The organism is Streptomyces sp. CAU 1734, from assembly GCF_039888735.1.
Taxonomy (GTDB): Bacteria; Actinomycetota; Actinomycetes; order Streptomycetales; family Streptomycetaceae; genus Streptomyces.
Genome location: NZ_JBDQQP010000002.1, coordinates 211,098 through 225,797, shown reverse-complemented (window position 1 = coordinate 225,797; position 14,700 = coordinate 211,098). Strand labels below are relative to the sequence as shown.

At 71.1% G+C, this 14,700-nt stretch carries 16 protein-coding genes; 7 read left to right on the top strand and 9 right to left on the bottom strand.

The window, feature by feature from the left end; genetic code table 11:
- Positions 1-4: 4 nt before the first annotated feature.
- The 5 genes from AAFN69_RS04690 to AAFN69_RS04670 all read right to left on the bottom strand — a co-directional run bounded on the left by AAFN69_RS04690 (position 5) and on the right by AAFN69_RS04670 (position 3,162).
- The gene (locus AAFN69_RS04690; protein WP_347726983.1) at positions 5-577 is read right to left on the bottom strand and encodes a GNAT family N-acetyltransferase; all 573 of its coding nucleotides are present in this window, start codon (positions 575-577) and stop codon (positions 5-7) included.
- 208 nt (positions 578-785) lie between these two features.
- Entirely contained in the window at positions 786-1,208 is a 423-nt protein-coding gene (locus AAFN69_RS04685) for a hypothetical protein (protein WP_347726982.1), read from the bottom strand.
- A gap of 115 nt (positions 1,209-1,323) precedes the next feature.
- Entirely contained in the window at positions 1,324-1,680 is a 357-nt protein-coding gene (locus tag AAFN69_RS04680; protein WP_347726981.1) for a hypothetical protein, read from the bottom strand.
- Between the two features lie 130 nt (positions 1,681-1,810).
- Positions 1,811-2,269 carry a DUF1801 domain-containing protein gene (locus AAFN69_RS04675; protein WP_347726980.1) on the bottom strand — a complete coding sequence of 153 codons (459 nt, stop codon included), beginning with the start codon at positions 2,267-2,269 and terminating at the stop codon, positions 1,811-1,813.
- 155 nt (positions 2,270-2,424) lie between these two features.
- A complete protein-coding gene (locus AAFN69_RS04670) occupies positions 2,425-3,162 on the bottom strand; it encodes a hypothetical protein (RefSeq protein ID WP_347726979.1) in 738 nt (245 codons plus the stop codon).
- 120 nt (positions 3,163-3,282) lie between these two features.
- Between AAFN69_RS04670 and AAFN69_RS04665 the strand changes: the two genes are divergently transcribed.
- On the top strand, positions 3,283-3,792 hold the full coding sequence (locus AAFN69_RS04665) for a GNAT family N-acetyltransferase (protein WP_347726978.1): 510 nt from the start codon (positions 3,283-3,285) through the stop codon (positions 3,790-3,792).
- 18 nt (positions 3,793-3,810) lie between these two features.
- On the opposite strand, the gene AAFN69_RS04660 is transcribed toward AAFN69_RS04665, so the two are convergent.
- Positions 3,811-5,340: a BTAD domain-containing putative transcriptional regulator gene (locus tag AAFN69_RS04660; protein ID WP_347726977.1), complete on the bottom strand. Its 1,530-nt coding sequence runs from the start codon at positions 5,338-5,340 to the stop codon at positions 3,811-3,813.
- A 180-nt stretch (positions 5,341-5,520) separates the two neighbouring features.
- Between AAFN69_RS04660 and AAFN69_RS04655 the strand changes: the two genes are divergently transcribed.
- From AAFN69_RS04655 to AAFN69_RS04640, 4 genes are all read left to right on the top strand, one after another.
- Positions 5,521-6,048: an RICIN domain-containing protein gene (locus AAFN69_RS04655; protein ID WP_347726976.1), complete on the top strand. Its 528-nt coding sequence runs from the start codon at positions 5,521-5,523 to the stop codon at positions 6,046-6,048.
- A gap of 147 nt (positions 6,049-6,195) precedes the next feature.
- Positions 6,196-6,825, top strand: a complete 630-nt coding sequence (locus AAFN69_RS04650) for a hypothetical protein (RefSeq protein ID WP_347726975.1) — start codon at positions 6,196-6,198, stop codon at positions 6,823-6,825.
- 750 nt (positions 6,826-7,575) lie between these two features.
- Positions 7,576-8,463 (top strand): S1 family peptidase, encoded by an 888-nt coding sequence (locus tag AAFN69_RS04645; RefSeq protein WP_347726974.1) that lies wholly within the window; start codon positions 7,576-7,578, stop codon positions 8,461-8,463.
- Between the two features lie 188 nt (positions 8,464-8,651).
- Positions 8,652-8,975, top strand: coding sequence for a nuclear transport factor 2 family protein (locus AAFN69_RS04640; protein WP_347726973.1), 324 nt, complete (start codon positions 8,652-8,654; stop codon positions 8,973-8,975).
- Positions 8,976-9,173: 198 nt separating this feature from the next.
- Here the strand turns inward: AAFN69_RS04640 and AAFN69_RS04635 are convergent, their stop codons facing one another.
- Together AAFN69_RS04635 and AAFN69_RS04630 are read right to left on the bottom strand one after the other, a co-directional pair.
- On the bottom strand, positions 9,174-9,365 hold the full coding sequence (locus AAFN69_RS04635) for a hypothetical protein (protein ID WP_347726972.1): 192 nt from the start codon (positions 9,363-9,365) through the stop codon (positions 9,174-9,176).
- Positions 9,366-9,405: 40 nt separating this feature from the next.
- On the bottom strand, positions 9,406-10,185 hold the full coding sequence (locus tag AAFN69_RS04630) for an SDR family oxidoreductase (protein WP_347726971.1): 780 nt from the start codon (positions 10,183-10,185) through the stop codon (positions 9,406-9,408).
- Between the two features lie 154 nt (positions 10,186-10,339).
- Here AAFN69_RS04630 and AAFN69_RS04625 point away from each other — a divergent pair, with 154 nt between their 5' ends.
- Positions 10,340-12,091, top strand: coding sequence for an alkaline phosphatase D family protein (locus tag AAFN69_RS04625; protein ID WP_347726970.1), 1,752 nt, complete (start codon positions 10,340-10,342; stop codon positions 12,089-12,091).
- 16 nt (positions 12,092-12,107) lie between these two features.
- Here AAFN69_RS04625 and AAFN69_RS04620 read toward each other — a convergent pair whose 3' ends face one another.
- Positions 12,108-13,103 carry a Gfo/Idh/MocA family oxidoreductase gene (locus AAFN69_RS04620; protein WP_347726969.1) on the bottom strand — a complete coding sequence of 332 codons (996 nt, stop codon included), beginning with the start codon at positions 13,101-13,103 and terminating at the stop codon, positions 12,108-12,110.
- Positions 13,104-13,256: 153 nt separating this feature from the next.
- On the opposite strand from AAFN69_RS04620, the gene AAFN69_RS04615 reads away from it, so the two are divergent.
- On the top strand, positions 13,257-14,657 hold the full coding sequence (locus tag AAFN69_RS04615) for a Bcr/CflA family multidrug efflux MFS transporter (protein WP_347726968.1): 1,401 nt from the start codon (positions 13,257-13,259) through the stop codon (positions 14,655-14,657).
- Positions 14,658-14,700 lie beyond the last annotated feature (43 nt).

The window sequence follows — 14,700 nt, the reverse complement described above, 5'->3', positions numbered from 1 at the left end:
TCCGTCAGCGCAGGTCGAGCCGCATCAGAACGCGGGGGTGACCGGCCAGGACCGAGGTGGTGTCGGCCGCGTGGACGAACCCGGCGCGCTCGAAGTTCCGCCGGATCCCGGCGTACGCCATCGTCGGATCGACCTTGGCCTCACCATTGTCGAGCGGATACGCCTCGACGGCCGGGGCGCCGTGGGCGCGGGCGAATTCGACCGCACCGGCGATCAGGGTGTGCGAGATCCCCTTCTTGCGGTGACCGGGGCGTACGCGGATGCACCACAGCGACCAGACCGGCAGGTCGTCGATGCGCGGAATGGTCCGGCTGCGTGCGAAGGACGTGTCCGAACGGGGCGCCACGGCGGCCCAGCCGACCGGCTCGTCGCCGTCGTACGCGAGCACTCCCGGCGGGGGTTCGGCACGGCACAGCTCGGCGACGTACTCGCCTCGGGCCGGACCGCGAAGCTCATTGTTGCGCTTGGACGGGATCCGGTAGCTCAGGCACCAGCAGACATTGGCCCCGGGCGACTTCGGGCCGACCAGGGTACGGACATCCTCGAAGACCGAGGCCGGGCGGACTGCGATGGTCATGGCGTCACGATGTCACGGGGTGTCCGGTGACGCAGGGCTACTCGGGCAGGGGCACGACGGATGGTGTGGCCATGCCGTTCTCCACGAACGAGCGCGGGGTCAGCTCGATACTGCGGACTTCACCTTGAGGCCGGCGGACTCCGCCCGCTTCAGCCCGCCGCCTGGGATTGAGCCGTCTTCGCCGGGCACCGTCTGTCGAGATGGCAGGCTACTGCGTCGTACTCGACCGGGAGTAGATTCTGTAGGGCTCCGGGTGCTCAACGGCGGGCGAAAGGACTATGTCGTCGGATTCTCCGTAGTAGTAGTGGAGACCGAAGCGACCTCCATTCGCCAATCCGCACTGCCCCTTGTCGAAGTTGATGGAAATCCACTTTCCGTTTCCTAGGGGCATGGTATCCACGCCCCAGGAAAACGGGCATATTTCCTTGGTCTCGCTCTTCTCCCACAGGGTGCTCAGCTGAAGTTGCGCTCCTGGGGAGAGGAGCCCCGTGCCTCCTTCTTCGAAGGTGATGGCATCCCCTCCCGGGTTGCTCCAGGAACCAACTATCCGGTGCTCTTCGGGAGCGGGGAATTCATCGCCGCTTCCGCATCCTGACGCGGTGGCCACGAGGACTGGGACAAGGGCGGCCACATGGAGGCCCCATCGGATTCTCTGAGTGCGGCGCATGTATGTCCTCATCCGAACGATCTTTCCTGAGCTTCCTTCCCGTGGTGAAAGCGCAAGGGCGCGCCGAGTCGACTGGGCCCTACGGGTCGGCTTCGGCGTTCACATGGGTGACTCGCGCCCCCGCGATCCCCAGGGCCCCGACCATTCGCCCGGCCGAGTCCGCGGAGAAGAGAGCTCTGGTCGCGCTGAGGCCGAATCCAGGCGCGGGAGGATTCTCCACCTCCTGTTGCAGGAAGAACGCCTCCCCTTCTGATGGCGAGAAGGCGAAGCAGTACCACTCCGCGAGGCAGTCGCGGACGATCTCCGGTGCTTCCCAGCGCTCTTCCAGCGCCGCACGGTCGACATCGACCGTGGCGAGGTACCTGATGGTGCGCAGGTCGACACCTTTTTCGGGGATCCTCTTCAGCCCCGCTGGGTCCATGGCTGTCGCACTCATGCCTGCCGCTTTCCTGTGGCGATGAGGTCTTCCCCTTCACACCGCATTCCCGGGAAGCGTATCCGGGGCGCATCCGGGAGGAACCGCCGGTGCGGCCACCCGGCCACAGGGCCCTGGCCCTTGGGCGGAGTCAGCCGTCCACGGCCCTCTTCACCAGGGCCGTGATCGCTTCCTCCGCCTCGTCACTCAGCTCCGTCACCGCGAAGGACGTGGGCCACAGGCCGCCGGCCTCGTCCAGTCCCGCCTCGGGGGTGAAGCCGAAGGTGGAGTAGCGCTCCTTGTCGGTGTGGCCGCTGCGGAAGAAGCACACGACTTTTCCCTTCCTCGCGTAGGCGGGCTGTCCGTACCAGAGCTTCGGCGAGAGCACCGGGGCCGTGGCGGTGACGATGGCGTGGATGCGCTCGGCCACCGCGCGGTCCGCCGGGTCCATCCCCGCGATCTTCGTCAGCACATCGCGTGCCTCGGCGGCGGCCTTGGCGCCGGGGGCGCGGGTCGTCTCCTTCTTCAGTTCGGCGGTGCGCTCCTTCAGCGCGGCGCGTTCCTGATCGGAGAGGCCGGGTGTGCTCTTCTTGCCGGTGTTCGGGCTCATCGGGGTCGTTCTCCTGGTCCTGGTCGGCGGGATCCGTCTCGACGCTAACCGTGGGGGAGAGCCCGCGCTTCTCGAATCCTGACCGATGCGCGCGACCGCGATCCGTGTTCCGCCGAGCGGGTGACCGGGCCGGACCGGTCACCCGGTGAGCGCGCTCACTCTCCGAACGCCGCCGCCGTGGCATCGCGCGCCAGCTCCGCGCGATGGGACTCATAGGTGCCGATGCCGGAGACCCTGACCAGCAGACAGAAGCGCTCGATGGACGAGAGCTCCCTGGACACCCGCGCGTACTCGCGCCGCAGAAAGCGGGTCGCCGCCAGATTGCCCACCGAGGTCTGGCCGGAGACCAGGAACACCGGGCAGGAGGACTCCTCCGGCGTGAACTTCGCGACGAGGGCGTATTCCTCGTTGCCCCGGTCCAGGGGGAACTTCTCGCCGCCCACCTCTATGGCCATCGAGTCCGGCCGGCCGGCGTCATAGGGGTGGAGGACCACCCCGGGCAGATGGGCGGCCAGATGTCCGCCGGTGCGCATATTGGAGCCGCCGGTCGGGCCGCCCACACAGAATTCGGTGCGATCACCATTGCCGCCTCGGAAGTCACCGGTCTCCACCAGCACTTCGCAGCCCAGCTCGCCCGCTATCAGGGCGAGCTCCGTGATGGCCCGTACATCCCGGTAGTGCGCCGTACCGGGAGAGCTGTACTTGTTGCCCAGCACGATCAGGCAGGTCTGCCCCGGCCGTACGCCGAAGAACGCCGCTCTTCTGTTGACCGCGCGGGCGCGCTTGGCCCGCTCCCACAGATAGACGAACCCACCGCCGAGCAGACTGGTCACCAGCCCGATGACGATGTTCCCGAGTACTGACTGAATCTCGTCCCCCTCTCCCCGGAGCACATCGTTTCACGGCACGGGGAACGCCCACCAGATGTATCGAGCACGCTCTCGGAACGGGCCGAGTGGCGGCGGCGGGGAAATGAATTGCGGTGCGATGGCCCGGTTCATACCCTTCGCCTCGTGATTGATTACGGATATACGGACAGAGCGGGGCGCCGGGTCGTCCTGCGGGAGATCGGCGACGAGAATTGGCGCGCCGTCGCGGATGTCGTGCCCCTGGACGACCAGCGCGCCCATGTGCCGCCCTCGGCCGCTCGCTATCTGCTGCTGTCGTCGCGCGAGGATGTGTGGAACTCCCTCGCCGTCGAGGCCGGCGGCACGGTCGTGGGGCACGTCATGTGGGCGCGCGAGGAGGAGAGCGGCTCGTACTGGATCGGGGGCATGCTGATCGACGGCGCCGAACAGGGCGCCGGGGCCGGGCGGGCGGCGGTGCGGAGTCTGGTGCGGTGGCTGGCCGGGCGGGCGGACTGCGAGACGATCCGGCTCTCGTACGCGCCGGAGAACACCGCCGCCGGGCGGCTGTACACATCGCTGGGGTTCCGGGACTCGGGGGTGGTCGAGGACGGCGAGGTCGTCGCCCTGCTCGCCGCGCGGGAGGTTGCCGCGGACGGCTCCCCGGCGAGTGCCTGAGATGCGCCCGCCAGGCCCTCAGCGCGGTGCGAGGAGCTGTCCGAAGTCTCGTGTCTCCGTTCCGTGGCGCGAGTTCGAGCCCTCCACGACGGCCGCCTTCAGCACATCGAGCCTCACCTCCGCGATCTCGCGCGGAGAGGTGACTCCGGGGGCGCTCTCGTAGTTCGCGACGATGACATCCAGATGGACCGGTGCCCTGAGCCGCCACCCCCGGAGCAGAAACGTCTGCGAGATGGCCGGATAGGGGGTGTGGACCGGATTCGCGAGCCAGGAGCGCAGAGCGCCCGTCGGTACGCTGAAGTCCACTCCGGCTCTGCCCAGCGCCTGGATGATGGCCGGGGCGAGCGGCGCGGCATTCCGGTCCGGATTGCTTCTGATGGCCTCGCCGTAGTGCCGCAGGGCACTGCCGATGGCCGCCTTCGCGTCATGCCTCCGTCCCGCCCGGTCGAGCTCATGCGCGGTGGCGAAAAGCTCCTGGACACGTTCGACGGACACCGGTTTCGCGGCAGGTCTCGCGGCCGATCTCGCGGCCGGATTCGAGGGTGAACCGTTCTCCTCGCCCCCCTGGAAGAGATACGCCGCACCGATCGCCGCCGGGAGGACGACCGCCGCGACCAGGGCGCCCAGCAGGGTGCGCCGGGTGTACGGTCCCGGCGCGAACGGTAATCGCGGCCACCGGGGCTCCTCGGCGGAGGACGCGGCGGAGGCGGGCCGGCCGGTCGCGGTGGGCTCCGGAGCCGGCGGGGTGACCGGGGCCGGCGCAATGGCCGGGATCGGCGGGGTGACCGGAGCAGGCGGGGCGGCGGGAGCCGGCGGCCGGGGCGGAAGTTCGCCCTGGAGGACGGACCGGTGCAGGGCGCGCAGCTCGGGGCCGGGGTCCGTGCCCAGTCTGTCGGCCAGCCGCTGCCGGACGGCGGTGTAGCGGTCGAGGGCCTCCGCACCCCGCCCGGTCTCGTGCAGCGCCCGCATGAGGAGCGCTTCGAAGGGCTCGACCAGCGGGTACTCGGTGGTGAGATCGGGCAGTACGGCGATCACCGAGGCGGGTCGGCCGAGTCTCAGCTCGATCCTCGCCCACTGCACCACCGCGTCCAGCCGCCGCTGGTGCCAGCTCTCGCGTACCTGCGCGGCCCACTCCCCGGGCAGGCCGGCCAGGGGCGAGCCCCGCCATAATCGCAGCGCCTCGGCGAGTGCGGCGGCCCGGGCCTCGTCGGCGCGCCGCCGGTCGCACCCCTCGTCCGACAGGCGCCGGAAACGGTGCAGATCCACCAGATTCGGATCGGCGTCCAGCAGATAGCCGGCGTGCCGGCGTTCGATCCGTACCGTCGTCCCGTCGGCGAGCGGGCCCGCCTGGGCCAGCATCCGCCGGATCCGGCTCAGATGTGAGTACAGCACGGCCCGGGGATCGGCGGGCGGGGTCCGGTCCCAGACCCGGTTGATCAGTGTCTCGATGGCGACCGGCCGCCGCGCGTCGACCACCAGGGCGGCCAGCACCGTCTGCTGCCGGGGCGTGCCCACCTCGAACGACCGGCCCGCCGACCGTACTTCCATCCCGCCGAACATCCGGAACTCCATGTGTCCCCCAGCGTGATCGGCCCTCTGCGAGAAGCGGCCCGATTCCCGATGCTGGCCGATCCGCAAGGTCGCCGCAAGGTTCGCGAGCAGGGTGCGACGTCATGGTGGGGCCGCCGGCCCGACCGGCCCGGCGGGAATCACCCGAGGGAGAATGCGATGCGCATGCGCACCATCGCGGCGGTCGCCATGGCCGCCGCCGTGGCCATGGGAACAGCGTTCGCCACCACACCGGCGCAGGCGGCGCCCTCCGCCTCGCACGGCCCCTACCAGTTCAAGAATGACTACAGCCATCTCTGTATGGATGTGGCCAGTGGCGCGACGCACGACGGCGCACGGATTCAGCAGTGGGACTGCTACGGCGGGGCGCCGACGAAGTGGCGGCTGGAGTTCACCGCTCACCTCAACGGCTGGAGTTACTACAAGTTCGTCAATGTGCACAGCGGCAGGTGCCTCGATGTCCCCAACGGCAGCATGGATGCGGGTGTCGAATTGCAGCAGTGGGGCTGCTGGGGCGGTGACATGCAGCAGTGGGCGCTGGTCGAGGCCGGCACCGGTGGCTCCGTGACCGTCCGGAACCGCAGGAGCGGTCTCTGCCTGGACGTCAGGAACTGGGGTGGCGCGGGTGCGTCGCTCCAGCAGTGGCGCTGCAATCAGCTCGCGGTGCAGACCTGGCGGTTCAGCTGATCCCGGCCCTGGAGGGCTGACGGGCGGGCGCGCCGGCGGGTGGTGGGCCGGCGGCCCCGCGCGATGGAACCATTCGGGTGCCGCGCCGGTCCAAGCGGCACAACGGAGTGGTCCCGATGGCCGCCCGGCCAGGGGAGGACCACCGCCATGCCCAGTACACCCATCCGTCCGGCGGCACCCCGTGACGGTCGGCGGCGGCGAGGTCCGGTGCGGATCCTCGTTCCCCTGCTCGCCCTCGCCCTGGCCGGGTGCACGGCCCTCGGCGACGAGAGGGCCTGCACGCTGATGGGAGGGGAGTCCGGCGTCACCTTCGTCTGGTACCCCTCCGAATACCAGGGGGAGCGGAAGGGGACGATCCGGGCCTGTGTCGCCGACGAGTGTGCGGAGGCGCGCGCCGACGACCCCGAGATGGGGGTGATCACGGTCCCGCTTCCCGAGGACATCGGGCCCGCGAAGGTCACGGCACGGCTCACCGTGACCCCGGACGACGGGCGGCGGACGATTGTCGAGGACAGCGAGGACGTCCGCCTGAAGAAGGACCAGATCAATGGGCCCGGATGCGAACCCACACTCTGGGTGGCTTCCTTCCGGGCCCATCCGGTCCAGGGCCTCATCTCCGCCGAGGGATTCCGCTTCGGACCCCCGACGCCGTCACCCTCGGCCGAGCGGCCGACTCCGGCGGGCACCCCGGCGGGCACCCCGGCAGGCACCTCGGGGGACTCCGCTCCGGACTCCACGACCCGGGTCCCTGCCCCCTCCCCGACCATCCGGGGATGACGTCCCGCCGCGCGGCTCACCGGCGGCGCATGCGCACGCCCGGCCGGACCCGGCCCGTCCGAAGTGGCAGATCTGGACACGGCGGCCGGCGATCGAAGATGGGCAATTACCCCATAGAGGTCCCGGCCATGGAGGCCCGTTAGGTGTATTTCCCGCCCGCGCGCGTGCCCCGCGGCCCCGCGGCCCGTCTCACTCCGTGGCAGGGATCTACGACGGGCACCCAAGAGGCGATCACATGTGACCCGGGCCACACGGCTTAGCGGAATGGCCATTCCTGGTCTTTCCGTAAACGCTTCCGGTTTGCATGCGCCGGGCGGCGGAAGGCGCGCGGAGGCCGGTTCGGCTGTCCTGAACTGCCCAGGTTGTAAATGATGTTCATATTTGCGGTGATCGCGAAGGTTGCGCAGCGGCTTCGGCGGTGCCTCCGGCGACCGCTCGACGGAACTGGGCAAGCGCTTGCCCAGTGAAACTGAAGAGCCGTCAAATCGGCTGTCCATGCCGCCATGGGCCCCGCGACGGCGCAGGGGCGGATTCCTGCCAACGGCGCTCCGGCGCACGGGAACACGCATGGAGCGACCGAAAGCGGAACTTGTTGTGGGGGCGGCCCGAGCACAGGATCCCAATCACGCGTTTTGACAGGCCCATGACTTACGCATAGTCGGATGGGACTGCCGGACGCGTGACCCAGGGTCCGGACACCGAACGGACCCAGAGATCCCCATCGGAGGATTTGTGAAGGTCAAGAAGTTCTTGTCCCCGGGTTCCGTCGTCCGGGGCGCGCGCACCGTCGCGGTCGTCGCCGGCCTGGCCGCCGTCTCCGCGCTCGTGGCTCCCGCCGCCACGGCCGCGGAGGCACCCGTCGGGACGAAGGCCACCGCCGCCCAGCTCGCCAAGGCCGGTGACGCGGTGCTCGCCGCCGACATCGGCGGCACCGCCTGGTACACCGACAAGGCCGCGGGCAAGGTCGTCGTCACCGCCGACACCACGGTCTCGGCGGCGGAGATAGCCAAGATCAAGAAGGCCGCCGGCGCGGAGGCCGGAACGCTGGAGATCAAGCGCACGCCCGGCAAGCTCACCCGCCTGATCGCGGGAGGCGAGGCCATCACCTCGGCCGGCGTCAGGTGTTCGCTCGGCTTCAATGTCACCAACTCGGCCCGCCAGCTCTTCGCTCTCACCGCGGGTCACTGCACCTCGGGCCGGCCCAGCTGGAGCATCGGCACGGCTGTCCCGGGCCAGACCGTCTTCCCGGTCTACGACCACGGAGTCATCAGGCACTCCAACCCGGCCGCCGCGGACGGCCGCGTCTATCTCTACAACGGCTCGTACCGGGACATCATCAACTCCGGTTCACCCAGTGTCGGCACGCGCATCGAGCGCTCCGGAAGCACCACGGGCTACCGCACCGGCCAGGTCACCGCACTCAACGCGACGGTGAACTACGGCGGCGGACAGCTGGTCTACAACACGATCCAGACCAACGCCTGCGCCCAGCCCGGTGACAGCGGCGGCCCGCTCTTCACCGGCAACACCGCCCTCGGCCTGCTCTCCGGCGGCAGCGGGAACTGCAGCGTCGGCGGCACCACGTACTACGAGCCGGTCACCCGGCCGCTGAGCCTCTACGGCCTCAGCGTCTTCTAGGCCACGAAGCCGTGGCCGGTGGTTCCCGCCTCGGGCGGCGGGAACCACCGGTCCGGTCCCCGTGACCGCCCCCGAGCAGGACCTCGCGCCGGATGGTCCACGCCGACGGGCGGCGCCGGGCGCGCCGGTGCAGGGATGAAGAAACCCACGCCCCCCTTCCCCGCACCGGCCGTCTGCCGAGGAGACCCGTGACCATTCCCGTGGACCAGCTCGCCGACCCCGCCGTCCGCGCCTTCGTGACCGCGCTGAACACGGGTGACCGCGATGTCTTCCGTACGGTCCTGACGCCCGGCGCGACCATGTCCGACGACGGCACCGAACGGGACCTCGCCGAGTGGACCGAACGCGAGATCTTCGCCGCGCACGGACGGATGACCGTCGAATCCCAGTCCGACGACGGCCGGGCCCTGGTGGCCCGCTTCCGCAATGACACCTGGGGCGAGATGCGGACGAAGTGGGATTTCACGGTCGCGGACGGCCGTGTCGCGCACTTCGCCACGGGGCAGGCGTGAGCGCGGTGCCCGCCTGACGGATTCCCGGTGATCCCCGCGTGATGGGCCCGCGGGGAGGAGAGGGAGCCGGGGCGAGTGCCGGTGCGCGATCCGCCGACATCCGCTTTGTAAGAGCGGCGCTCACCGGTGGAGCCACGCACGACCGCCGCGGGCCGGGACGGCCGCACCCGCCCCCGCCCGCCGGAGCCGGGGCCGCGGTCAGTTCGCCGCGGCCGGCGCGAGGGCGCGCAGCAGTACCTCCTCCTCGGCGCGGCGGGTGCTGTTCTCGTCGGGCCGGGCGTGCGTACGGTCGACCCTGTCCCAGATCGGGTCCAGGCGGAGAGGGTCCGGGCCGGCCGGAGCCGGGCGGGCGGGGGCGTGGGGGATCGGGTCGAGGGTGGTGAGAGTCATGTGTGCCAGCGTCCCACGGGTGAACCCGCCGCGGCAGACCTCAACCGCGCCCGATGTAGGGCATTGTCGTGGCCATCACCGTCACGAACTGCACATTCGCCTCCAGGGGCAGTTCCGCCATGTGCAGTACCGTGCGTGCCACGTCGCGCACGTCCATCACCGGCTCCACCGCCATCTCCCCGCCCGCCTGCGGCACCCCGGCCGTCATCGGTCGGGTCATGTCGGTCGCCGCGTTGCCGATGTCGATCTGGCCGCAGGCGATCCCGTACGCCCGGCCGTCCAGGGAGAGGGACTTCGTCAGTCCGGTGACGGCGTGTTTGGTCGCGGTGTAGGGGGCCGAGTGGGGGCGCGGGACATGGGCCGAGACGGAGCCGTTGTTGATGATCCGGCCGCCCCGCGGGGACTGATTCCGCATCACCCGGAAGGCCGCCTGCGCACAGAGAAACGCCCCGGTCAGATTGGTGTCCACGGCCGCGTGCCACTGGTCGAGGGCGATGTCCTCGAAGCGGACGCCGCCGGGACCGGAGACACCCGCGTTGTTGAAGAGCAGGTCGACACGATCAAAATGCTCACAGACTGTGGCAAAAAGCGTGTTCACATCGACAGGTGACGTCACATCAGTGGGGACGCCGAGGACCCGGCCGCCGGACGCGAGCGACACGGTTTCCTCCAGTGCCCCGGCTCTGCGGCCCGCCACCGCCACCGACCAGCCCGCCCGCTCCAGGGTCAGCGCGACGGCGCGGCCGATGCCCGAACCCCCGCCCGTCACGACGGCGACCCCGCCCCGGCCCCGCGTACCGCTACCGCTCACAGCGCTCATGGACGGGCAGCGTAGACCCGTCGCGCCTCTCCCCGTACGCGTACGGGGCACTCGTCCGGCCGGCATGCCGATGTCGTGCTCTCGATCACTCCCGGCGGCCGGGGCGGGCTCCTCTGGGGCGTGACACCCGCTGTCGGGGGAGGGAATCCCGCCCATGAGCCAGCCCGTGAGCCACTCCGTGAGCCAGCCCGTGACCCGGTCCGTGACCCGGTCCGCGCCCCCGTCCGCGAGCCCGTCCCCGCGACAGCGCGAGACACCGGAGCGGACGCCCGAACTCCGCGCCGCCGCCCGCCGGCTGAGCGAGCGCCTCACCGCCGACGCCCCGCCCCGCGCCATCCGGCGCCGGCTGGTCATCGCCGCCGCCGGCGCGCTCGCCTTCACCGCCGATCTGCCCGGAACCGCGCACGCCGCCGGGCGGATCGGCGGCCGGGCCATCGCGACCGACCCCTTCACCCTCGGCGTCGCGTCCGGCGACCCGAAGCCCGGTTCCGTACTGCTGTGGACCCGGCTCGCCCCGCAGCCGTACGAACCCGGCGGCGGCATGCCCGCCGGCAAGGTGTCCGTGGAGTGGGAGATCGCGCACGACGCCCGGTTCAGCCGGGTCGCCCTGCGCGGCACCGCGACCGCGTATCCCGAGTTCGACCACACCGTCCATGTGGAGGCGGAAGGGCTCGACAACGACCGGCCGTACCACTACCGCTTCCGGACCGGCGGCTGGATCAGCCCGCCCGGACGGACCCGTACCGCACCCGCCGGGACCGCGAGGCTCTCCCGGCTGCGGTTCGCCGCCGTGTCGTGCCAGGCGTACCAGGACGGGTACTTCACCGCGCTCCGCCATCTCGCGAACGAGGACCTCGATCTCGTCCTCCACCTCGGCGACTACATCTACGAGCATGCCGTCGACGCGTACGGCGGGGCCCGCGCCCTGGCCGGCGGGCCGCTGCCCGGTCACTTCAACCGCGAGACCGTCACCCTGGAGGAGTACCGCCTCCGTTACGCCCTCTACCGCGGCGACCCCGATCTGCGGGCCGCGCATGCCGCGCACCCCTTCGTGCTCACCTGGGACGACCACGAGACCGACAACAACTACGCGGGCGATGTCCCCGGCGACGACGATGTCGCACCGGAGGAATTCCTGCTCCGCAGGGCCGCCGCCTACCGCGCGTACTGGGAGAACCAGCCGCTCCGCCTCCCCCAGAAGCCGAAAGGCGCGGCGATGCGGCTGTACCGCAGACTGCGGTACGGCCAACTGGCGCAGTTCGATGTGCTCGACACCCGGCAGTACCGCTCCGACCAGCTCTACGGGGACGGCTGGCAGCGCCCCGGCCCGGAGCTGGAGGCGCCCGCCCGCACCATGACGGGGGCCGCGCAGGAGCGCTGGCTGCTGGACGGCTGGAAGAACTCGGCGGCCCGCTGGAAGGTCGTTCCCCAGCAGGCGGCCTTCTCCCGCCGCCGGGACCGGCTCGGCACCGACCACCGGGTGAGCATGGACGCCTGGGACGGATACCCGGCCGCGCGGCGCCGGATCCTGGCCGGAGCGGAGGCCGCCGGGGTGGCGAATCCGCTGATCCTGACCGGCGACGTCCATGTGGCGTACGGCTTCGACCTGAAGCAGGACTGGGACGATCCGTCCTCCCGCACCCTCGGTACGGAGATCGTCACCACCTCGGTCAGCAGCGGGCGGGACGGGGTCGCGCGGCCCGCGAACTGGACCGGTCTCACCCGGGCCAATCCGCATCTGAGGTTCTACGACGGGCGCCGGGGCTATGTGGTCCTGACCCTCGACCAGGAACAGGCGCGCGCGGACTTCCGGACGGTCTCCGCCGTCACGGTGCCGGGCGCGCCCGTCGCCACGGCCGCCTCCTATGTCACGGTGGCGGATGATCCGGGGCTGAAGCCGGTGTGAGGCCGGGGCGCCCGGCTCAGGGGTGCGCGGGCTCGCCGGGGTAGCGGACGCCGATCCGCTCGCGCACCGCGTCGAGCGTCCGCATCACCGCGAGCGAGCCGTCCAGCGGGACCAGCGGGGACTCGGTCTCACCGGCTCGCAGACACCGCATGACCTCCTCGGCCTCATGGCGGTACGAGGCCCGCTCGCCGCCGGTCCGGAACTCCTCCGGTTCCCGGCCGGCCCGGTGCAGGACGAAGCGCTCCGGGTGGAAGAAGCCCCGGTCGAACTCGATCCGGCCGGCCGTGCCGGTCACCGCCGCCGTCTGCGGGGTGTCCGCCTCGATCGAGCAGGCGAGCAGGGCGGACGCGCCCGACTCCCAGCCCAGCAGGATCCCCGTGTGCAGATCGACACCCTCGGGCGAGAGCCGCGCGTGTGCCTGTACGAGGCCGGGCTCGCCCAGCAGCAGCTGCGCGAAGGACACCGGGTACACCCCGAGATCGAGCAGCGCCCCGCCGCCCAGCGCGGGATCCCGCAGCCGGTGGCCGGGGTCGAAGGGGCCCTGGAGCCCGAAATCGGCCTGTACGGTGCGGATCTCGCCGACCGCGCCGTCCCCGACCAGCTCGGTGAGCTTCCGGATGAGGGGGTGGCAGTACGTCCACATCGCCTCCATCAGGAAGACCCGGCGCTCACGGGCGAGGGCGACGAGCTCCTCGGCCTCGGCGGAGTTGAGGGTGAACGCCTTCTCGCACAGGACCGCCTTGCCGGCCTCCAGACAGAGCCCGGCGGCGGCCCGGTGCGCCGAGTGCGGAGATGCGATGTACACCACATCCACTTCGGGATCGGCGGCGAGAGCGGCCCAGTCGCCATGGGCCCGCGGGATGCCGAAACGCTCGGCGAACGCCTTCGCGGAGGCTTCCGTGCGCGAGGCCACCGCCACGACCTGCGCATTCTCCATGGACTGGAGTTCGGCCGTCACAGCGGCGGCTATTCCGCCGGTCGCCAGTACTCCCCAGCGTGTGGTCTCACCCATCGTGCGCCCGCTCTCACCGTGACCAAAAAGATCTCGACCATCCCGTATGAACTGAGAGCATAGGAAAGGATTCAACGATACGGAGATGTAATGTCGCAGCCCGAATGTGGCCGGGTCGGTGGAGAACGGGATATATCGGCGCAGGATCCGACGGTGAACCCGAACCAGAACCCGACCCCCGCGGCTGCGGTGGCGGCAGCGGCTCCGGACGCGGCGGTGACCGCGACGGCCGGCCCGGTGGCTCCGGCCCCGTCCCCCCGTACGGCCCCGTCCTCCTCCGGCACGGCTCCTTCCCCCGTCACGGCTCCTTCCCCCGTCACTGCTCCGGTACGGGCCGCGCGGCGGGCCGGACTGCTGGTCACGCTGGTCCTCGGCGGCCTCACCGCGCTTCCGCCGCTCTCCATGGACATGTATCTCCCGGCGCTGCCGGCCATCGCCGACGCGCTCTCCGCCCCGGCCGCGACCCTCCAGCTCACCCTGACCGCCTGCATCGGCGGCATGGCCCTCGGGCAGCTGATCGTCGGCCCGATGAGCGACAAGTGGGGGCGCCGCCGTCCCCTCCTCATCGGCATGGTCGTCTATATCCTCGCCACCGCGATCTGCGCCTTCGCGACCACCGCCGAACTCCTCATCGCCTTCCGGCTGCTCCAGGGTCTGGCGGGCGCGGCGGGCATCGTCATCGCCCGCGCGGTGGTCCGCGACCTCTACGACGGCGAGGAGATGGCCCGCTTCTTCTCCACGCTGATGCTGATCTCCGGGGTCGCGCCGGTCATCGCCCCGGTCATCGGCGGACAGGTGCTCCGGCTCACCGACTGGCGCGGCATCTTCGTCGTCCTGACCGCCGTCGGCGTACTCCTCACCGTGGTGGTCGTGAAGTGGCTGCCGGAGACGCTGGCCCCGGAGCGGCGGCACAGCGGCGGTGTGGGCGAAGCCCTCCGCACCATGCGCGGGCTCCTCGCCGACCGGGTCTTCACCGGCTACATGCTCACCGGCGCCCTCGCCTTCGCCGCCCTCTTCGCCTACATCGCGGCCTCGCCCTTCGTGGTGCAGGAGATCCACGGCGCCTCGCCGCAGACCTTCAGCCTGCTCTTCGGCCTCAATTCGATCGGGCTCATCGCCGTCGGACAGATCAACGGCCGGCTGCTCGTCGGCCGTGTCAGCCTGGACCGGGCGCTCGGCCTCGGCCTGGCGGTCATCGCGCTGGCGGCGGTGGCGCTGCTGCTGATGGCGGCGGGGGTCTTCGGCGAGGTCGGGCTCGTCGGCATCTCGGCCGGGCTCTTCGTCCTGATGTCCGCCATGGGCCTGGTCATGCCCAACGCCAACACCCAGGCCCTCACCCGCACCCCGCACGCGGCGGGTTCCGCCTCCGCGCTGCTCGGCACATCGGCCTTCCTGGTCGGGGCCATCGCCTCCCCGCTGGTCGGCCTCGCGGGCGAGGGCACCGCCGTGCCCATGGCCGTGGTCCAGCTCGTCGCCGCCCTGGCCGCCATCGGATGCTTCCTGCTGCTGTGCCGCCCCCGGCGCGGCGCGCGGGCCGTGGCGGGCGGCGTCTGACCCCCTCGGGCCGGGCCGGGGCGGGTGCGCCCGCCCCGCCCCG